15 protein-coding genes and 1 tRNA gene are annotated in these 19161 nt (G+C 73.1%); 10 read left to right on the top strand and 6 right to left on the bottom strand.

Annotated features, from left to right (window positions below; all coding sequences use genetic code 11):
• The first annotated feature begins 217 nt into the window (after nt 1–217).
• The 3 genes from OG370_RS15075 (at nt 218) to OG370_RS15065 (ending at nt 4761) form a co-directional block, all read left to right on the top strand.
• Complete coding sequence (locus OG370_RS15075; protein ID WP_328464475.1) at nt 218–895, top strand: hypothetical protein; 678 nt, start codon at nt 218–220, stop codon at nt 893–895.
• A gap of 5 nt (nt 896–900) precedes the next feature.
• Nucleotides 901–1602, top strand: coding sequence for a class F sortase (locus tag OG370_RS15070; protein WP_328464473.1), 702 nt, complete (start codon nt 901–903; stop codon nt 1600–1602).
• Between the two features lie 192 nt (nt 1603–1794).
• Entirely contained in the window at nt 1795–4761 is a 2967-nt protein-coding gene (locus tag OG370_RS15065; RefSeq protein ID WP_328464472.1) for an FAD-binding and (Fe-S)-binding domain-containing protein, read from the top strand.
• A gap of 239 nt (nt 4762–5000) precedes the next feature.
• Here OG370_RS15065 and OG370_RS15060 read toward each other — a convergent pair whose 3' ends face one another.
• Nucleotides 5001–6209: a PP2C family protein-serine/threonine phosphatase gene (locus OG370_RS15060; RefSeq protein WP_328464470.1), complete on the bottom strand. Its 1209-nt coding sequence runs from the start codon at nt 6207–6209 to the stop codon at nt 5001–5003.
• A gap of 341 nt (nt 6210–6550) precedes the next feature.
• Here OG370_RS15060 and OG370_RS15055 point away from each other — a divergent pair, with 341 nt between their 5' ends.
• Both OG370_RS15055 and OG370_RS15050 read left to right on the top strand, forming a co-directional pair.
• Entirely contained in the window at nt 6551–7987 is a 1437-nt protein-coding gene (locus tag OG370_RS15055) for a M1 family metallopeptidase (RefSeq protein WP_328464468.1), read from the top strand.
• A 19-nt stretch (nt 7988–8006) separates the two neighbouring features.
• Nucleotides 8007–8894 (top strand): pentapeptide repeat-containing protein, encoded by an 888-nt coding sequence (locus OG370_RS15050; protein WP_443060674.1) that lies wholly within the window; start codon nt 8007–8009, stop codon nt 8892–8894.
• 113 nt (nt 8895–9007) lie between these two features.
• On the opposite strand, the gene OG370_RS15045 is transcribed toward OG370_RS15050, so the two are convergent.
• Together OG370_RS15045 and OG370_RS15040 are read right to left on the bottom strand one after the other, a co-directional pair.
• A tRNA-Lys gene (locus OG370_RS15045) sits at nt 9008–9081 on the bottom strand.
• 45 nt (nt 9082–9126) lie between these two features.
• Nucleotides 9127–9885: an IclR family transcriptional regulator gene (locus tag OG370_RS15040; RefSeq protein WP_328474113.1), complete on the bottom strand. Its 759-nt coding sequence runs from the start codon at nt 9883–9885 to the stop codon at nt 9127–9129.
• Between the two features lie 398 nt (nt 9886–10283).
• On the opposite strand from OG370_RS15040, the gene OG370_RS15035 reads away from it, so the two are divergent.
• Both OG370_RS15035 and OG370_RS15030 read left to right on the top strand, forming a co-directional pair.
• Nucleotides 10284–11408, top strand: a complete 1125-nt coding sequence (locus OG370_RS15035; RefSeq protein ID WP_328464464.1) for an LLM class flavin-dependent oxidoreductase — start codon at nt 10284–10286, stop codon at nt 11406–11408.
• A 409-nt stretch (nt 11409–11817) separates the two neighbouring features.
• Nucleotides 11818–13686: a glycosyl hydrolase family 18 protein gene (locus OG370_RS15030; protein ID WP_328464462.1), complete on the top strand. Its 1869-nt coding sequence runs from the start codon at nt 11818–11820 to the stop codon at nt 13684–13686.
• A 113-nt stretch (nt 13687–13799) separates the two neighbouring features.
• Here the strand turns inward: OG370_RS15030 and OG370_RS15025 are convergent, their stop codons facing one another.
• A complete protein-coding gene (locus OG370_RS15025; RefSeq protein WP_328464460.1) occupies nt 13800–14693 on the bottom strand; it encodes a hypothetical protein in 894 nt (297 codons plus the stop codon).
• A 158-nt stretch (nt 14694–14851) separates the two neighbouring features.
• On the opposite strand from OG370_RS15025, the gene OG370_RS15020 reads away from it, so the two are divergent.
• Nucleotides 14852–15052 (top strand): hypothetical protein, encoded by a 201-nt coding sequence (locus OG370_RS15020; protein ID WP_328464458.1) that lies wholly within the window; start codon nt 14852–14854, stop codon nt 15050–15052.
• 153 nt (nt 15053–15205) lie between these two features.
• Here the strand turns inward: OG370_RS15020 and OG370_RS15015 are convergent, their stop codons facing one another.
• Nucleotides 15206–16132, bottom strand: coding sequence for a winged helix-turn-helix transcriptional regulator (locus OG370_RS15015; RefSeq protein WP_328464456.1), 927 nt, complete (start codon nt 16130–16132; stop codon nt 15206–15208).
• Nucleotides 16133–16210: 78 nt separating this feature from the next.
• Here OG370_RS15015 and OG370_RS15010 point away from each other — a divergent pair, with 78 nt between their 5' ends.
• Nucleotides 16211–17614 (top strand): MFS transporter, encoded by a 1404-nt coding sequence (locus OG370_RS15010; RefSeq protein ID WP_328464454.1) that lies wholly within the window; start codon nt 16211–16213, stop codon nt 17612–17614.
• 78 nt (nt 17615–17692) lie between these two features.
• Here the strand turns inward: OG370_RS15010 and OG370_RS15005 are convergent, their stop codons facing one another.
• The gene (locus OG370_RS15005; protein WP_328464452.1) at nt 17693–18586 is read right to left on the bottom strand and encodes an oxidoreductase; all 894 of its coding nucleotides are present in this window, start codon (nt 18584–18586) and stop codon (nt 17693–17695) included.
• Between the two features lie 149 nt (nt 18587–18735).
• On the opposite strand from OG370_RS15005, the gene OG370_RS15000 reads away from it, so the two are divergent.
• Entirely contained in the window at nt 18736–19161 is a 426-nt protein-coding gene (locus OG370_RS15000; RefSeq protein WP_328464450.1) for a hypothetical protein, read from the top strand.

Below are 19161 nucleotides of genomic sequence, written 5' to 3'. Positions count from 1 at the left end.
ACCGGCACCCCCCCGGCACCGGCACCCCGCGGCTGCGGCACCCTCTACGGCGGTCGGCCCGCACCTGTGAGCCGGACGCGCCGTTTTTACTCTCCGTAGACGAATAGTCACCCCAATGGACCACTGAGCCGCCGCTCGGAGTGCGGGCGGCGCCGGGCGGCGGAATCTTCGTAAGCACCGGGCGCGGGTCCCCGCTCCCGGCTGAGCGGAGGTCCTCATGTTTGGTCTGAAACTGCCCGCCGTCGCTGCTGCCGGCGCCGTCGCCGTGCTCGCCGTGGGCGGCGTCTCCGGACTGCCGAAGCCGGCCGTCGCCGACGACGGCGGGGGAGGGGCGGGCAGCTCCTCGTCCAGCAGTTCGTCCAGTTCGTCGAGCTCGTCGAGCAGCTCGTCGTCCGGCGCGGGCAGCATGGACGTCTCGCCGCGGACCGTCGCCCCCGGCGGCGTGGTCTCCCTGCACCTTGCGACCTCCTGCAAGGCCGGGAAGAGCGCGACGGCCAGCGCCGACGTGTTCGTGGACACCGTGACCCTGGCCCCGGCCGGCGGCGGCCGGGGCATGGAGGGTGACGCGTTCATCAGGTCCGACGCCGTGCAGGGCTCGTACGCGATCGCGGTGCGCTGCCAGGACGGCACCAGCTCCGCCAGCGCGTCCATCACGGTCAGCACCAGCAGCAGCGTCACGCCGGTCAACCCGATCCACCCGGTCAATCCGGTGCCGGCCGGCGGTGGCGGCGCGGCCCGGCAGCTCGCCGCCCGCAGCGGTGGCGCCGAGCAGCTCGCCGCCGGTCCGGCGGCGGCCGGTGGCAGCACCGCTCCGCTGCTGGTCACCGGTGGTGTCGCGGCGGCCGGCCTGGCCGGTCTCGCGCTCTACCGGCGCCGCAGCGCGGCCCGCGGCTGACCGGCATGCCCGAAGGGGAGGACGCGGAAGCGGTCCAGGCCGACACCCGGGCCAGGCCCGACAGCAAGACGTGGACGGCCCTGGCGGTCGGACTGCTCCTGCTGGCGGCCTGGCTGGTCGGACACGGCTCCGGCGGCGGTACCGCCGCCGCCGGGGCCGTCCGTGCGCAGGCCGCGGCGGCGAACGACCACCCGCCGCACCTGTACGCGGCCCATGTCCCGCTGCCCGCGTCCGACCCGGTCCGGCTCGACATCGGCTCGGTCGGGCTGCACGCCGACCTGGTCGGGCGCGGGTTGACCGACGGCACGATCGACCCGCCGCCGTACTCGACCCCGAAGGTGGCCGGCTGGTACACCGGCGGCCCGACCCCGGGGACGGCCGGCGCGGCGCTGATCGTCGGGCACGTGGACACCGAGACCGGTCCCGCGGTCTTCTTCCCGCTGAGCACGGTCAAGCCCGGCGCGCTGGTCGCGGTGACCCGGGCGGACCACTCGGTCGCGGACTTCTCGGTGGAGGCGGTGGAGGTGGTCCCGAAGGACCACTTCGACGCGACCCGGGTCTACGGCTCCGACGCCGCGGACCGCCCCGAGCTGCGGTTGATCACCTGTGGCGGCGACTTCGACAGCGCGCGGCAGGCGTACTCGGCGAACGTCGTGGTCTATGCCTCCCTGACCGGCTCGCGCGCGGCGCCCGGCAGCGGGGCTTAGGGTGCGGACAGGTGCAAGGGTGCCCATCGAGATGGGCGCGTACGGGGACGGAACGCCCGGCGGGGTTCCGTACCGGACGATCGGCGGGACGACGGACGGAACAGCCGGCGGGACGACGGACGGAACGGCGTACGGAGTGGCCGGCGGAACGGTGTGCGAAGCGGTGTGACGATCCCCTTATCGGAGGTCCGGATGCCCAAGCGTGACCCGCGGGGGGACAGGTGGCGGCCCGTGCCCGCCGCGGATGTGCGTCCGGCGCCGGACCGGGTCGAGGAGGCCCGCGCGGGCGGCACCCCGCACGGGCTGCGCACCGACCTCGAAGTGCTGCTCGGCCCGGGCAAGGTGCTCGGCGGCATCTCCGACCTGGTGCGCTACGCCTCCGACGCGAGCCCGTACCGCTTCGTGCCGCAGGTCGTGGTGGTCCCCGACAGCGTGCAGGACGTCGTCAAGCTGATGGGTTACGCCCGCGGGCAGCGCCGCAACCTGGTCTTCCGGGCGGCCGGCACCAGCCTGAACGGGCAGGCGCAGGGCGAGGACATCCTGGTGGACGTGCGGCGCCACTTCAGCGGGGTCGAGGTCGAGGCCGACGGCGCCCGCGCCCGGGTGCTGCCCGGGACCGTACTGGCCCGGGTGAACGCCGCGCTGGCCCGGCACCGGCGGGTGCTGGGGCCCGACCCGGCCAGCGCGGGCGCCGCCACGATCGGCGGGGTGCTGGCGAACAACGCCTCGGGGATGGCCGCCGGCACCAGCCGCGACTCCTACCGCACGGTCGTGTCGCTCACCGCGGTGCTGCCGTCCGGGACCGTGGTGGACACCGGCGACCCCGAGGCCGACACGGCGCTGGCCGCCGCCGAACCCGAGCTGCACCAGGGCCTGCTGGACCTGAAGGACGAGATCGAGGGCGACCCGGGGCTGACCGCCCGCATCCGCGCCAAGCACGCGATCAAGAACACCAGCGGCTACCGGCTGGACGCCTTCCTCGACGCCGAGACCCCGGTGCAGATCCTGCGCGGGCTGATGGTCGGCTCGCAGGGCACCCTCGGCTTCGTCGCCGAGGCGGTCTACGAGACGCTGCCGGTCCGGGCCGCCGCCACCGCCGGGCTGCTCTTCTTCCCCACGCTCGACGCCGCCGCGGCCGCGGTGCCGCTCTTCGCGCAGGCCGGCGCGGAGGCCGTCGAGCTGATGGACGGCCATGTGCTGCGGGCGTCCGTCGGCGTGGCCGGGGTGCCGGCCGACTGGGAGGGGCTGCCGGCGGAGTGCGCCGCACTGCTGGTGGAGTTCCAGGCCACCGACGAGACCGAGCTGGCCGCGTACGAGCGGGCCGCGCGCCGGGTCTGCGACGACCTCGGGCTGGTCGCGCCGGTGCCCTCGGCCGGCAACGACTTCAGCCGCGACCCCGAGACGATCGGGCGGCTGTGGCGGGTCCGCAAGGCCTTCGTGGCCGCGGTCGGCGGTCGCCGGCCGCCCGGCACCACCCTGATCACCGAGGACTTCGCGGTGCCGCCGGCCCGGCTGGCCGAGGCGTGCGCGGAGTTGCTGGCGCTCCAGGAGCGACACGGCTTCGACGCGGCGGTGGCCGGCCACGCCGCCCACGGCAACCTGCACTTCCTGCTCGCCTTCGACGCGGCCGACCCGGCCGACGTGGAGCGGTACGCCGCCTTCATGGACGACTTCTGCCACACCGTCACCGAGCGGTTCGACGGGTCGCTGAAAGCCGAACACGGCACTGGGCGCAACCTTGCTCCGTTCCTGGAGTTGGAGTGGGGCTCGCGCGCCACCGCCCTGATGTGGCGGGTCAAGGCGCTCCTGGACCCCGACGGCATCCTCGCCCCCCGCGTCGTCCTCGACCAGGACCCGCGCGGCCACCTGCGCGGCCTCAAGACGCTGCCCGCCACCGAGGCCGCCGCCGACCCCTGCATCGAGTGCGGCTTCTGCGAACCGGTCTGCCCCAGCCGGGACGTGACCACCACCCCCCGGCAACGGATCGTGCTGCGCCGCGAGATGTTCCGGCAGCCGGCCGGCTCGCCGGTGCTCCGCGAACTCCTCGACGCCTACGGCCACGACGCCGTCGACACGTGCGCCGGCGACTCGCTGTGCGCGGCCGCCTGCCCGGTCGGCATCGACACCGGCGCGCTGATGAGGGACTTCCGCCGGGCCGGGCACACCCGCGCCGAGCAGCGTGCCGCCGCCTCGCTCGCCACCCACTGGCCCACGGTGGAACGGGCCGTCCGCGCCGGCCTCGGCGCGGCCGGCGCCGTACGCGACCGGGCCGGCGACCGCCCGCTCACCTCCGCGAGCGGGCTCGCCCGCCGGGCGCTGCGGCCCGAACTCGTCCCCGAATGGCTGCCGGAGACCCCGGGGGCCGCGCCGCACCTGCCGCGGACGCAGCGGCAGGGCGCCGCCGCGGTCTACTTCCCCTCGTGCGTCAACCGGATCTTCGGCCCGCCGCGAGGCAGCGGCCGCGGCTGGGTGGTGCAGGCGCTGGTCACCCTCGCCGAGCGGGCCGGGCAGCCGCTGTGGATTCCGCCCGACGCGACCCGCGCCTGCTGCGCCACCATCTGGCACTCCAAGGGGTACGACGCGGGCAACGCGGTCATGGCGAACCGGGTCGTGGAGCATGCCTGGGCGTGGACCGGCGGCGGGCGGCTGCCCGTGGTCGTGGACGCCCAATCCTGTGCGCTCGGGCTCTCCCGCGAGGTCGTGCCCTACCTCACCGACGCCAACCGCGAACTGCACGGGGAGTTGACCGTCGTCGACGCGGTGGCCTGGGCGGCCGGCCAGCTCCTGCCCAAGCTGGTGGTCACCCGGCCGATCGAGTCCGTGGTCCTGCACCCCACCTGCGCGGCGGTCCACCTCGGTGACGCCGCCGGCACCGGCGACGGCGTGACCGCGCTTGAGGCTGTCGCCCGGGCCTGCGCGCAGGACGTCGTCGTCCCCGACGACGCGGGGTGCTGCGGCTTCGCCGGGGACCGGGGCATGCTCCACGAATCGCTCACCGCCGCGGCGACCCGCCCCGAGGCGGAAGAGGTCGCCGCCCGCGCCTTCGACGCCCACCTCTCGGCGAACCGGATGTGCGAACTGGCCATGGAACACGCCACGGGTGAGCCGTACGAGTCGGTCCTCCTCGCCCTGGAGCGGGTGACCCGTAGGGGGCCCTGACCCCCCGGGGTGGTGCGTTCTGTCGGTGGAGGGACCACCCCTCGGTGGTGGGCTGAGCGCGCAGTTCCCCGCGCCCCTGTGCAGGTGCGGCTCCTTTCGCGCAGACCCCGCCACCCAGGGGCGGGGGAACCCGCGGACGACAGCGCAGATCAGCCCCAACAGGGGCGCGGGGAACTGCGCGCTCAGCCCAGCACGGGGCTGTGGTCGGGAACGAGACCGCGACCGGGACGGCGGGGCGGCTAGACGAGGGGTGGGTCCGGGGGGTGGGTGGGGAGGGGGCGGGGGATGGGGGAGAGGAGCAGGAGGACGACGTCGTCGGCGAGGGAACCGCCGGCGTGCCGCAACAGATCCGCGTAGACGCGCTCGACGGCGCCGTCGAGGTCGTGGCCGCAGCCGGCGACGAGGGGGCCGACCCGCTCCGAAAGCGGGTAGAAGGAGTTGTCGCGGGGGCTGCGCGCCTCGATCACACCGTCGGTGCACAGCACGAGGATGTCCCCGGGCAGGAGCGGCACCCGCCAGGGCGCGGGCCCCCGCGCGGCACGGGCCGAGGCGTCGGAAGACCCGGACCCGGGCGCGGACACCTGCGCGGGCGATGACGTCGAGACCATGTCCGCGAGCCCCAACGGCACCCAGGGATCGACCGGCTCCAGCGTCTCCACGGAGCCGTCGCGAGAGACCCGCAGCGGCGCCACATGGCCGTAGTGCAGCAACTCGACGCTGTCCGGCTTGTCGAACTGCGCGAAGAGCGCGGTGATGAAGTCCCCGGTGTCCACGTGCCGCGCCACACTCGTGTCGACCCGCGCGGCGACCGTGTCGAGCCCGCCCTCGTCGTACGCCGCCTCGCGGAACGCGCCGAGCACCACCGCCGAGGTCTGCACGGCGGCCAGCCCCTTGCCGCGGACGTCGCCGATGAGCGCGCGCACGCCGTGCGGGGTGTCCAGGACGGCGTAGAGGTCGCCGCCGATCTGGGCGGCATCGGCCGCGGAGACGTAGCGCACCGCGAGCCGGAGCGTGCCGACGCGGGGCGCGGGCGGGTGCATCAGGGCGTGTTGGGCGGCCTCGGCGACGGAGGTGATCGCCGTGAACGCCTTCGCGCCGGTCTCCCGGCGCCAGGCGATGTAGATGCTGAAGAGGCTGACCAGGCAGTACGCGAAGAGCTGGCCGAACAGGACGTCGTGGTTCGGGATGTCGGTCACGCCGTCGTACGGCGACAGGGCGCCCTGGATGGCGACGCCGAGCAGGCTGATGAACAGCGTGCGCTGCCAGCTGACGGTGATCGCGGCCAGCGGGGGCGCCGCCACGATGCCGGGGGTCAGAAAGTGGTCCCTGCCCGCGAGCAGGTCGGCGACGACCACGATGACGAGAGCCGCCAGCGGCAGGGACAGGCCCATGCGGGAGAGGTAGTCGCTCTCCAGCCGCTGTACGGCTCGAACCCAGGCGTTCTTCACATGGTGTACCTATCTGGCCTTCCCGGCCGCGTCAGCCGCCCGCCTCCCAGGCCACGGAACAACCGCCGGTCGGGACCGGCACCGCCATGACCAGGAACGCTCCGAACAGTTCCAACGTTCCCAGCTTCACCTGTGCGTGCAACCTGATGCCGAGCGATACCCCACCCGACCCAGCCCGCAAACATCCCGGCGGCAGGGAATTGCGCGCAGTGTTGCGCCGGGTGAAAGTTGTGCGACGGCAGGGGGATCAGGGGTGGCAGAGGCGGCGGTCTCTTCCTAGGGTCTGCATGTACCTGCCACCGTGGCCGGGTACATGCAGACCCCGCGCTGGAGGAACCCCTGTGCGTTTCCGACTGATCGCGTCCACCGCCGTCGCCACCGCCTTCGGACTGCTGGCGATCCCGGCATCCGCGGCGAGCGCCGGCCCGGGCGCCCCGGGCATCGGCGACCCGTACTACCCGACGTACGGCAACGGCGGCTACGACGTCTCGCATTACGCGCTCGACCTCAGTTACCAGCCCACCACCGACACGCTCTCCGGCACCACCGTCGTCACCGCGACCGCCACCCAGGGGCTGACCAGCTTCGACCTGGACTTCGCGCTGGACGTCAGCAAGGTCACCGTCAACGGCCGGCCGGCCCGCTTCGCCTCCAGCGGCGAGCAGGAGTTGGTGGTCACCCCGGACCGGACCATCGGCAAGGGGCACCGCCTCACCGTCGCCGTCACCTACTCGGGGGTGCCCTCGAAGGTCCAGCGCTACGGCTTCACCTCCTGGATGCGCACCCCGGACGGCGGGGTCGCCGCCAACGAGCCGGAATCCGCGTGGTGGTGGTTCCCCAGCAACGACCACCCGGCCGACAAGGCCACCTACGACGTGAACGTCCGGGTGCCCAAGGGCGACCAGGCGATCAGCAACGGCGTGCTGGTCTCGCAGCACACCAGCGGCGACTGGACCGGCTTCCACTGGGTGGAGGACAAGCCGCAGGCCACCTACCTCGCCACCCTCGCGGTCGGGCACTTCGACATCACCCGCTCCCGCACCGGCACCGGCGTGCCCGTGGTCAACGCCTACAGCCCCGACCTGGACCCGGCCACCGCCGCCAACGCCAAGGCCAGCGTCGAGCGCACCGGCGAGATCGTCGACTTCCTCAGCGGCTACTTCGGGCCGTACCCGTTCGACTCGGCCGGCGGCTACGTCCCCGATGTCACCGCCGGCTTTGCGCTGGAGACGCAGACCCGGGTCTTCTACAGCCCGAAGTTCTTCACCAAGGGCCCGGACACCTCGGTGGTCGCGCACGAGCTGGCCCACCAGTGGTACGGCGACAGCGTCTCGCTGGAGCGCTGGTCCGACATCTGGCTCAACGAGGGCTTCGCCGGCTATGCCGAGTGGCTGTGGGCCGAGCACGAGCACACCGGCACCCCGCAGGAACTCGCCCAGCAGGTCTACGACGCCCACCCGGCCGACGACGCGTTCTGGACCGTCAAGCCCGGCGACCCGGGCGCCGCGAACCAGTTCGACGACGCCGTCTACGACCGCGGCGCCGTCGCGATCCAGGCGCTGCGCGACACCATCGGCGACACCGCGTTCCTGAAGCTGCTCAAGGCGTGGCCGACCCGGCACCGCTACGGCAACGGCACCATCGCCGAGTTCGAGTCGCTCGCCGAGCACCTGTCCGGCAAGGACCTGAGCGCCTTCTTCACCAGCTGGCTCTACACCGCGGCCAAGCCCGCGGTCTTCCCGGCCGCGCCCGCCGCGAGCCGGTCCGCCGCGAACTGACCCGGCGCCGTGCGGCACCATGGACCGCGGGCGGGGCCCGACCCCGCCCGCGGAACGGCCGTACGGAAGGAGCGCGGTGAGCGCAGGGGATGCCCGGTCAGGACAGTTGCCGGAGCTGCGGGCGGACTGCGGGAACTGCTTCGGCCTGTGCTGCGTGGCCCTCGCCTTCACCCGCTCCGCGGACTTCGCGGCCGACAAGCGCTCCGGCGAGCCGTGCGGCAACCTCACCGACGGCCACCGCTGCGGCATCCACACCCGGTTGCGGGCCGACGGCTACCGCGGCTGCACGGTCTACGACTGCTTCGGCGCCGGCCAGCAGGTGTCCCAGGTCACCTTCGGCGGTCGGGACTGGCGCGGCGCCCCCGACGGCGGCCGGGCGATGTTCGACGCGCTGCCCCGGATGCGCCAGCTGCACGAACTGCTCGCCTACCTGACCGAGGTCCGCGACCGGCCGGCCGCCGCCGCGGTGCACCCGGCCGCCGACCGCGAACTGTCCCGGGTACGGGCGCTGACCGGCCTCGACCCGGACCGGCTGGCCGCGCTCGACCTCGACGCCGAGCGCGCCGCGGTCAACCCGCTGCTGCTGCGGGGGAGCGAGCTGGTCAGGGCGCAGGCCCCCGGCCGCCGCCGTGCCGACCGGCGCGGCGCGGACCTCGTCGGCGCCCGGCTGCGCGGCGCGGACCTGAGGGGCACCGATTTCCGCGGTGCCTGCCTGATCGCGGCCGACCTGCGCGGGGCGGACCTGCGGCTGGCCGACCTGATCGGCGCGGACCTGCGGGACGCGGACCTGCGCGGCGCGGACCTGACCGGGGCGCTGTTCCTCACCCAGTCCCAGGTGAACGCGGCGCGCGGCGACGCCCGTACCCGTATCGCGCCGGGGCTGGACCGGCCGGCGCACTGGAGCTGAGGGCCGCGCGGGCGGGGGAAGGAAGAGCGGGCGGGCGGCATCGGGCGGGCTCGGGGCGGCAGCGAGTGGGCATGGAAAAGGCCCCCCGCTCGCGCGAGGGGCCTCACCTCAGGTGCGCCGCCAGGGACTCGAACCCCGGACCCGCTGATTAAGAGTCAGCTGCTCTAACCAACTGAGCTAGCGGCGCCTGCTGACATGGAGATCGTACCGCATGGCGGGGCCGCGAAGAAAATCAGATGCTCATGCTCAGCAGCACCGGAGCGGCCCGCTCGTGCAGGGTGTCCACGGCCGGGCGCAGCCGGTGCGCCTGGGTGTACGGCATGGACAGCGCGAGGCAGGCGACGGTGTTGCCGATGGTGACCGGGATGGCCGCGCAGACGGTGCCGACCGCGTACTCCTGCAGGTCGAGGGTGGGGACGCTGGCGGGCTGCCGCTCCAGCTTGGTGAGCAGCACCCGGTCGTCGATCACGGTGCGGGAGGTGAGCCGGGCCGGACGGTGCCGGGACAGGTGCTCGCGGCGGCCGTTGTGGTCGAGCTGGGCGAGCAGGCACTTGCCGACCGCGCTGGCGTGGGCGGCGGAGCGGAAGTCGACCCACTCGTTGACCTTCGGCGCCTTCGGGCCGTCGGCGAAGTCGATGATCCGCACCTCGCCGTCGTCGTACCGGCTGAAGTAGACGGCGGCGTCGACCTCGTCGCGCAGCTTGATCAGGATCTCCTTGAGCTTCTCGGCGAGCGCCATGTCGCGGTTGGCGGCGCCGAGCAGGACCAGGGACTCGCCGACCACATAGCCGCCGCCCGGCAGGAATCCGAGGTAGCGTTCGCGGCGCAGCATGGAGAGCAACTGGCTGAGATAGCTCAGCGGCACGCCGATCTCGCGGGCGAGCTGTTCGGCGCTGACGCCGTCGCGATGCGTGTTCACGGACTCCAGCACGCGCAGTGCGTACTGGACCGCGTACACCCCCGGTCCAACCTGTCGGTGCTCCAGCGCCACGGTGACCCCCTGCAAGGTAAGACCGTCTGCGTGCCTGGCCCCACCGCTGGTCGTGGGTCAGTGTCAAGGCCTGACCCGCGGTAGGACCGATACTCCACGATAGCGCCAATAGGCTTTCCGGCAGAGGTGGTTGAGAGGTGGTTGAAGGTTGTTCCGACCGCTCACAGCCGTATATGCAGGAAGAGGGCACGCTGGCATATGACATGGTCATTGCCCTCTTCGGGGTGATCTGCAATTGCTGTTCCGGCGGGGTGTGCCGGGAGCACGTGGGGGTGGGAATAAGGCGGTCGCGCGCTCCGGTTGCACCCATCGGACGCTCTGCGCCCGCACAGCACCTCGCCCCGGCGGGCCGGACCCGTCCGAGGGCACCACGATCGACGACCAAGGAGGCGCCCACCGTGGCCGACGCAAGCCTGCCCGACCCGGGACACGGCATCCGGGGGACGGTCCGCGGGAGCGCGCCGGTGCCCCTGTCCGTACTGGATCTGGCCACCGTCGGCAGCGGCTTCACCGCCACCGACGCGCTGCGCACCAGCGTGGAGATCGCCCGGGTCGCCGAGACCCGTGGGTACCACCGGATGTGGGTCGCCGAGCACCACTCGATGCCCGGCGTGGCAAGTTCCTCGCCCGCGGTGATCCTCGCCCACCTCGCCGCCCACACCGGCACCCTGCGGCTCGGCTCGGGCGGGGTCATGCTGCCCAATCACGCGCCCTTGGTGATCGCCGAGCAGTTCGGCACCCTGGAGGCGCTCGCGCCCGGCCGGATCGACCTGGGCCTGGGCCGCGCCCCCGGCACCGACGGCGCCACCGCCGCCGCGCTGCGCCGCACCGAGACCCTGCACGAGGGCGCCGACGACTTCCCGCGCCAGCTCGCCGAGCTGACCCGGTTCCTGGACGACGACTTCCCCGACGGCCACCGCTACGCGCGTATCCACGCCATCCCCGGCCCGGTGCAGGGCAGTTCGCCCGGCGGGGTGCAGTCCCCGGCCCGGCCGAGCGTGTGGCTGCTGGGGTCCTCCGGCTTCAGCGCGCAGCTGGCCGGAGCGCTCGGGCTGCCGTTCTCCTTCGCGCACCACTTCTCCGCCGTCAACACGCTGCCCGCGCTGGCGCTGTACCGCGAGTCGTTCCGCCCCTCCGCCGTCCTGGACCGCCCCTACGCCTCGATCGGCGTGGCCGCGCTGGCCGCCGAGGACCCGGAGGTGGCCCGCCGGCAGGTGCTCACCGGCGCGCTGAGCATGCTGCGGCTGCGCACCGGCCGCCCCGGTCTGGTGCCGACCCCCGACGAGGCGGCGGCGTACCAGTTCAGCGCGATCGAGCGGGACTTCGTCGACTCCTGGCTGGGCAACGTGATCTACGGCGACCCGGCGGCGGTCCGCACCGGGCTCGATGAACTGGTGGAGCGCACCGGCGCCGACGAACTGGTGATCACCGCCAACGCGCACACGCCGTCCGCCCGGCTGCGTTCGTACGAACTCATCGCGGACGCGTACGACTTCCCGAAGGACGTCGCCGCGACCTCCTGAGCGCGCGCCGACCCGCCGGCCCCGCCGGGCGCACGGGCGGAACGGACGAACTGAACGGACGAGCCGTCGTCGGTCGAGAGGCCGGCGGCGGCTCCTTCGCGTGTCCGCGCCGCGTCCGCGCCGGTTAAAGGCCGGTTACCGGCGGGTCGGTGGTCCGGCGCCGCGGGTGAGCGGCGGCGTCGGCTTAAGCGCGACTTAAAGCCGCTTGTCATCGCGGCCCGCGGGCGGCCGCGCCCGGGGTGCCGAGCGGGCCGCCGCACCCCGTCGCCACCAGATTGGTCTAGTCCAAGTCTGGTTCAGACCATTGACGTGCACTTGACCAAGGGTTAACCATGCTGGTCGCCCCCTGTTGTTCCTCCTTCTCCCCCCGGAGGTCCTTGTGCAGTCAAGGTCAAGGAAGAGAGTGTTCGTGGCCGCCGCCACGAGCGCCGCCGTCGGACTGGGCTTGTTCACCGCCCTGGTCGGCGGCCTCGGCACCGCGCAGGCGGACTCCGCCACCACGGCCGCGAAGCCCGCGGCCGCCGCAAAGCCCGCGGCCGCCGCCGCGAGCAGCGGCGGGGCCAAGATCGCCTACTACGACCAGTGGAGCGTCTACGGCAACGCCTTCTACCCCAAGAACCTCGACACCGAGGGCCTGGCCGGCAAGCTCGACGTCCTCAACTACTCGTTCGAGAACATCGACCCGACCAACCTCACCTGTTTCGAGGCGACCAAGGCGTCGGACTCCACCAACGAGCAGGACCCGAACGCCGGTGACGGCGCGGGCGACGCCTTCGCCGACTACCAGAAGTCGTTCGGCTCGGACATCAGCGTCAACGGCACCGCCGACGTCTACAACCAGCCGATCGTGGGCAACTTCAACCAGCTCAAGGAGCTGAAGGCGAAGTACCCGAACCTCAAGATCCTGGTCTCGCTGGGCGGTTGGACGTACTCCAAGTACTTCTCCGACGCCGCGGCGACCGACGCCAGCCGCAAGAAGCTGGTCAGCTCCTGCATCGACATGTTCATCAAGGGCAACCTGCCCGAGCAGGGCGGCTACGGCGGCAACGGCAGCGCGGCCGGCATCTTCGACGGCTTCGACATCGACTGGGAGTACCCCGGCTCGCCGGGCGGCCACGTCGGCAACCACTACAGCGCCGACGACAAGGCCAACTACACCAAGCTGCTCGCCGAGTTCCGCACCGAACTCGACGCGTACGGCTCGGCCAACGGCGGCAAGCACCTGCTGCTCACCGCGGCCCTGCCGTCCGGCCAGGACAAGATCGCGAACATCGAGACCGACAAGATCGGGCAGTACCTCGACTACGCGAACGTCATGACGTACGACATGCACGGCGGGTTCGAGGCCACCGGCCCGACCAACGAGCAGGACCCGCTCTACCAGTCGTCGAGCGACCCCTCCGCGGTGATCCCGCCGGGCAACGAGAAGTACAGCACCGACAACGCGATCAAGGCGTGGACCCAGGGCGATCCGGCCTACGGCATCCCAGGCGGCATGCCGGCGAGCAAGGTCACCATGGGCTATCCGCTCTACTACCGCGGCTGGGACGGCGTGGCGGCGGGCAGCAACCACGGGCTCTACCAGCCCGCGAGCGGCCCCTCCGCGGCGCGCGGGATCAGCGCGACCGCCGGGATCGCGTACTACAAGGAGCTGACCGGGGTCGTCGACAACCCGGCCGACACCTATTACGACGCGCAGTCGCAGTCGGCCTACTTCTACAACGGGTCCACCTTCTGGACCGGGCTCAGCGACCAGTCGATCACGGCCAAGGCGAACTACGCGCACTGCAACGGGCTCGGCGGGTCGATGATGTACTCGCTGCTCGACCTGGACGCCTCGGCGACGCTCTTCAACAAGATCGTCACCGCGACCAACGGGTCGGCCTCGGACTGCTCCGGCACGGGGACCACCAGCGGGGGCACCTCCACGGGCACCTCGTCGGGTAGCACCGACGGCGGCACCACGGCGGGGACCACCGACGGCGGCACATCCTCCGGCACCACGGCGGGGACGACGGACGGCGGCACGTCGACCGGCACCTCGACGGGTACCTCGACCGGCACGTCCACCGGCACCTCGACGGGCACGTCGAGCGGCACCACCGGTGGCAGCGGCGGCAGTTGCACGCTCGCGTCCTGGAGTTCCAGCGCGGTCTACACCGGCGGCGACCAGGTCTCCTGGAACGGCCACAACTGGCAGGCCAAGTGGTGGACCACCAACGAGGAGCCAGGCACCACCGGCGAATGGGGCGTCTGGAGCGACCTCGGCGCCTGCTGATCGTTCCTCTCACCGGCGGGCGTCCTCACGCGCCCGCCCCACCGGGGCCCGCGTCCTTACTCCCCCCGAGGACGCGGGCCCCACCCATGTGCCGGTTCCGCCGTTCTGCCTGCTCAGTGCGGGCGTCGGCCGAACCGCGCCGCCACGGACTGCTCCAGGGTGAGGCCGTCGGCGTCGTCGTCCGGCTCCAGGAACGCGTGGATCACCGCCAGCGCGACCGTGCCCATCAGGGAACCGCGGCGGTCGTGGTCGACGACACCGGAGGCGGGGTCGCCGATGGCCCTGAGCGTCATCCCGTCGGTCGCCGCGGACAGCGCGTTCGCCAGGTCGTCGAGGGTGAGCCCCCTGCGCAGCCGTAAGTGCCGCTCGCGGAGCACCGTCTCGTACAGCTTCTTCCACGAGCCGAGGTAGTCCTCGTACACGGTGGAGATGATCCGGGTCACCTCCTCGTCCCCCTCGGCGGCCGTCATGAGCGCCAGGCCGAGCCGGACGGAGGGCAGCCGGACCCCTTCGGCGGTGTGCTGGTAGGCGATGTCGTGCACGGCCCGTACGAAGTCCGGTCCGTGCACCAGCCGTTTGATGTGGGCGACCCGCCGCTCCCGGAACTCCGGCCGGTAGTTCTCCCGCCACACCGCGAAGTTGATCAGGTCGGTGACGAAGTCCGAGTGCGGGCTCCAGCGGTCGCGCAGCATCGACACCCCGTTGCCGTACCGCGTGAAGGGCTGCGGGCCGGCGGCGAACTCCTCGGCGACCCTGCGCTGCGAGAGGGAACCCAGCAGCAGGCGCTCGCTGTTGACGCGGCTGCGGCCGCCCGGGCCGAGATGCGCCACGAGCAGCCGCATGCCGGCCGCCAGGAGCGCGGCGGTGACCCGGTCGTTCGCGAGCCGGTCACGCCCCCAGCGGGTACGGCGGTTGAGGTTGTTCAGCACCCCGGACAGATCCTGGTCGTACGGGAAGGGCAGGCTCCGCTTCCCCCGAGGGCCCCGCGGCTCGTCCATGTCGTCCATGCCCGGGATGCTGCCCGCTCCCTCGCGCCGCCACCAGGGGCGCAGGTGCGCGGAGTTCGGGCCCGGCCGGCCGACTCCACGCGACCGCGGGTAAGCGGCCGCGCCGCCGGTCGCGCTAGACCGGAGGTCCGCCGTCAGTTCCGGACAAGGGATCGAAGATGCTCACACCCACCATGGGAGCCGCCGCATGGGTTCTGGCCTGCGCCGCCGTCAGCGGCGCCGCGGTCAGACTCCTCCTCGGGCTGCTCGCCGCGCACGCCGCCCGCACGGCGCTCAGGCCCTCCACCCCCTCCGAATCCGCCCACCGCCTCGCGGTACTGCGCGCCCTCCTCGACGAACTGCGCTCCCACCGCCGCTGATGACTTCGTCGGTGCCGAGCGACCCGTCGGCCGGCACGTTTCCGCCGGACCGCTTCCCGCCCGACCGTGTCCCGGGTCGGTGCCACCACGATCACCGGACGCGAGCGGCGCGCGGGCAGCCGCGGGCGATGTACGGACATGACGTGCGCGTTCTCAACGGGGGCCGGGAAGTCGCTGGTCGGCGGCTGTGACCTCGTCGAGGAGAGCGAGGGCGTCGCCGACCGAGCCGGCCGGGTCCGGGACGGGGTAGAGCACGCCGCGTACGGTGCGTTCGGCGTCGATCAGCAGGGTCAGGCGCTTGAGGCGGTCGAGTCCGGACGCACGGAAGGTGGGCAGCCGCAGTGCGGCGGTCAGCCGCAGGTCGGCGTCCGACAGCAGGGGGAACGTGATGCCCGCGTGTTCGGCGAACGCGGCGAGTTGGTCCGGACGTTGGGTGCTGACGCCGTACACGCGGGCGCCGCGCTCCTCGAACTCCGGAAGCCGGTCGCGGTAGGTGCACGACTCGAGGGTGCAGCCCGCGGCGCCGGGGATCTCTCCCCAACCCGGCGGGTAGCCCTGGACATCCGGGGCGTAGGCGCCGGGGAAGCAGTACAGGACCGTCCACGGTTCGCCGGCGACCGGATCGCGTTCCGCGGGGGTGTCCCACGGCTCGCCGGAAGGGGCCGCGGGCAGGACCGTCTCCGGGACGCGGGCACCGACGAGCGCGTGCACCCGCCGGGTCTCGGCGGAATCGGCCGGGCTGGTCGCGGAGAGCGTGCCGTCGCCCATCACGTACTGCCCGCCCCAGTCCTGCAGCGCGACCAGGACCGGCAGCAGGCCCTGGCCGACACGGGTGAGGTGGTAGGAGTGGCGCGGCGGGTGGGCGTGGTAGAGCCGCTTCTCCAGCACGCCGTCCCCGACGAGGGCGGCCAGCCGATCGGCGAGCACCTTGCGGCTGATGCCCAGCGCGTCGCGCAGCGCGTCGAACTGGTGGGTCCCGCCGGCGATGTCGCGCACGATCAGCAGCGTCCACCAGTCGCCGACGACCGCGAGCGCCTGGGCGATGGAGCAGTCCGGGTCCGCGACCCTCGAATAGCGCATGACCCCACCTTGCCACCGGGTTCCTCCCGACCTCTATAGCGAGTCTCCTTTAGAGACTTACTTCTCATGGGGGACGTCATGTCCGGTACGGAGGTGCACGGCGCCGACCGCGACGCGCGGGAGAGCCCGGAGGGTTCCGGCTCGGCGGGCGCCGTCTCGGAACGCGCGGAGGGAGCCGGGGGCAAGGCGCGCCCGGCCCGTGGGCGGGCCGCGGTGTTCTGGCGGTACTGGACCGCCTCGACCGTCAGCGGCGCCGGCGACGCGGTCACCTCCGTCGCGCTGCCGCTCATCGCGGTGGGAGCGCTGGGCGCGGAGGGTTTCGAGGTCAGTCTGGTCACGGCGGCGGAGTTCGCCGCATGGATACTGATCGGCCTCCCCGCGGGGGTGCTGGTCCAGCGGCTGCCGCTGCGGGGCACCCAGGTGGCGATGGACCTGGTGCGGGCGGCGGCGATCGCCTCGGTGCCGGTGGCCGCCGCGATCGGTGCGCTGCGGCTGGCGCAACTCGTCGTGGTGGCGCTGCTGGTCGGCCTGGCGAGCGTCGTCTTCGACGTGGGCAACGCGACGTTCCTGCCGTCGGTGGTCCCGAAGGAGGAGCTGACCTCGCGCAACAGCCTGACCTCCGGCACGCAGGCGGTGAACCAGTTGGCCGGGCCCTCGCTGGGCGGAATGCTGGTGCAGTTCGCGGGTGCGGCGGCCACCCTGGTCGTCGACGCGGTCAGCTATCTGGCGTCGGCGGCACTGCTGCGGACGCTGCCCCGGGCGGAAGGGCGCCCGCGGGTCGCGGCGCCGGGCACGGGTGCCGCGTCGGGTCCCGCGGGCGCCCGGTCGGATGGCGGGTCAGGCGCGGGTGCCGGGGCCGGGACGTTCGCCCTGATCCGGGAGGGATGGAGATACGTCGTACGGCACCGGGTGGTGGCTCCGTGCGTGGCCATGGCCACCTCGGTCAACTTCGTCTGCGGCGGGTTGACCGCGCTCATCCCCGTCTTCCTGGTGCGGACCCTGGGCGCCCCCGCGGTGGCGGTCGGCGCGCTGATGGCCGCCGAGGGAGTCGGCAGCCTGATCGGCGCGGCTGTCACCCCTCGGCTGGCGGCGGCGGTCGGAAGCGCGCGGGCGCTGCTGTTCGCGGGCGGCGCCGGAGCGTGCGCGGCACTGCTGATGCCGCTGGCCGGCGGCGGCGCGGGCCTGCTGCTGTTCGCCCTGGGCAACGCCGGTTTCGGCGCGGGTGTGGTGGTGCTGAGCATCCTGACCCGTACGCACCGCCAGACGACGACGCCGCCCGATCTGCTGCCCCGGGTGATGGCCACGGTGCGGTTCGTGTCCTGGGGAGCGATCCCCTTCGGCGCGCTGACCGCGGGGGCTGTCTCCGCCCTCTGGGGGAACCGGGGAGCGCTGTGGCTGGTGTGCGGGCTGGCCTTCGTCTCGCCGGTGATCCTGCTGGCGGGCCCGCTGCGGCGGACCCGCCGGCTGGAGGACGTCCTGTGACGCCTTGGCCGTGGTGGCTACGGGAACGGGCCTGACACGACGCGCCCGTTTCGCGCCGTGGCTCGGGGGTTCAGGGGTTCACAGGCGGGCCAGGTCGGTGGGGGAGAGGCGCAGGGCGGCGGCGGCGACGTTCTCGGTCAGGTGGGCGGGGTTGCCGGTGCCCGGGATGGCGAGGACGTGCGGGGCGCGGTGGAGGGTCCAGGCGAGGCGGATCTGCGCGGGGGTCGCCCCGTGCGCGCGGGCGACGGCGAGGAGTTCGTCGTCGTACACGCCACCCGTGGCCGCGGGCGCTTCCCGCCGCTCCCCGGAGATCGCGAAGAACGGCACGAACGCGATGCCCTGCTCGCCGCAGCGGTCCAACAGGCCGTTGTCGTCGGCGCGTTGGTGGTCGAGCCCGTACCGGTTCTGCACGCAGACCACCGGCGCGATCGCCATGGCCTCGGCGAGGTGCTCGGGTCGGACGTTGGAGATGCCCAGGTGGCGGATGAGGCCCGCGTCGCGCAACTCGGCCAGGGCGCCGAAGTGTTCGGCGATCGACTCCTCGCCCATCCGGCGCAGGTTCACCACGTCGAGGTGGTCGCGGCCGAGTTGGCGCAGGTTCTCCTCGACCTGCCCGCGCAGCTCCCCGGGCGTGGCCGCCGGCAGCCACTCGCCCGAAGGACCGCGCCCGGGCCCGACCTTGGTGACGATGACCAGGTCGTCGGGGTACGGGGCCAGTGCCCGGTTGATCAGCTCGTTGGCGGAGCGCAGCGGCGAGAAGTAGAACGCCGCCGTGTCGATGTGGTTCACCCCGAGTTCGACCGCGCGGCGCAGCACCGTGACCGCCACGTCGCGGTCGATCGGGGCGCCGGCGCCGTTTCCGGCCATGCCGTTGCCCGTCAGCCGCATCGCGCCGAAGCCGAGGCGGTTGACCTCCGGGTCGCCGAGCTTCCAGCTGCCGGCCGCCGCCGCGCTGATCGTCCCTGCCGTCATATGCCCTCTCCCCACGCTCACCGAGCCGCCCCCGTGCGGCCGGCGTTGCAGTATGCGGCCCCGCTCGCCGCGTCCGAAAGGCACCCGGGGCGCGGGGAAACTCACACGGCGTACCGGAACACCCGCGGCGCCGTGATCGTTCTTCTTGCGTGAAGCGCTACCTGATCCAGGGCCGAGAGGGACTGGACGTCGTCCGCTTCGGGCAGGACCGGGCGGACGCCGTCGCCCGGCTCGGCGGTGACCCCGCGGTCTTCCGCCGCCCCGACGGCCCGGAGGACTACTTCTACCTCTGGGGTCTGACCCTGTCCTACGACGACCGGCAGCGGGTGCACTTCATCTCCGTCGAGCTGGGCCCCGAAGTCCTCTACCGCGGCGTCCGGTTGCTCGGTCCCTCCTACGAGGACGTGCACCGGGACCTGACCGCGCTCGGCCTGCGCGGCGACGAGTCCGAGGCCGGGATCGCCTTCAACGCCCTCGGCTTCGCGGTCCTCGGCGCACCCGACGACCCCAAGGTCCACACCTGGGGTGTCGAGGTCTTCCCCCCGGGCACCGAGATCGACCTCGCGGACTACTGA

This window comes from Streptomyces sp. NBC_00448, from assembly GCF_036014115.1.
Taxonomy (GTDB): domain Bacteria; phylum Actinomycetota; class Actinomycetes; order Streptomycetales; family Streptomycetaceae; genus Actinacidiphila.
Note: the sequence above shows the minus strand (reverse complement) of the source record. Positions and strands in the feature narration are given on the sequence as shown.

Bases quoted from the DNA above. Each gene is read 5' to 3' on its own strand.
- OG370_RS15025 (WP_328464460.1), bottom strand. From the start codon at position 14,693: ATGGACGACATGGACGAGCCGCGGGGCCCTCGGGGGAAGCGGAGCCTG.
- OG370_RS15015 (WP_328464456.1), bottom strand. From the start codon at position 16,132: ATGCGCTATTCGAGGGTCGCGGACCCGGACTGCTCCATCGCCCAGGCG.
- OG370_RS15070 (WP_328464473.1), top strand. From the start codon at position 901: ATGCCCGAAGGGGAGGACGCGGAAGCGGTCCAGGCCGACACCCGGGCC.
- OG370_RS15020 (WP_328464458.1), top strand. From the start codon at position 14,852: ATGCTCACACCCACCATGGGAGCCGCCGCATGGGTTCTGGCCTGCGCC.
- OG370_RS15075 (WP_328464475.1), top strand. From the start codon at position 218: ATGTTTGGTCTGAAACTGCCCGCCGTCGCTGCTGCCGGCGCCGTCGCC.
- OG370_RS15065 (WP_328464472.1), top strand. From the start codon at position 1,795: ATGCCCAAGCGTGACCCGCGGGGGGACAGGTGGCGGCCCGTGCCCGCC.
- OG370_RS15005 (WP_328464452.1), bottom strand. From the start codon at position 18,586: ATGACGGCAGGGACGATCAGCGCGGCGGCGGCCGGCAGCTGGAAGCTC.
- OG370_RS15050 (WP_443060674.1), top strand. From the start codon at position 8,007: ATGGACCGCGGGCGGGGCCCGACCCCGCCCGCGGAACGGCCGTACGGA.
- OG370_RS15010 (WP_328464454.1), top strand. From the start codon at position 16,211: ATGTCCGGTACGGAGGTGCACGGCGCCGACCGCGACGCGCGGGAGAGC.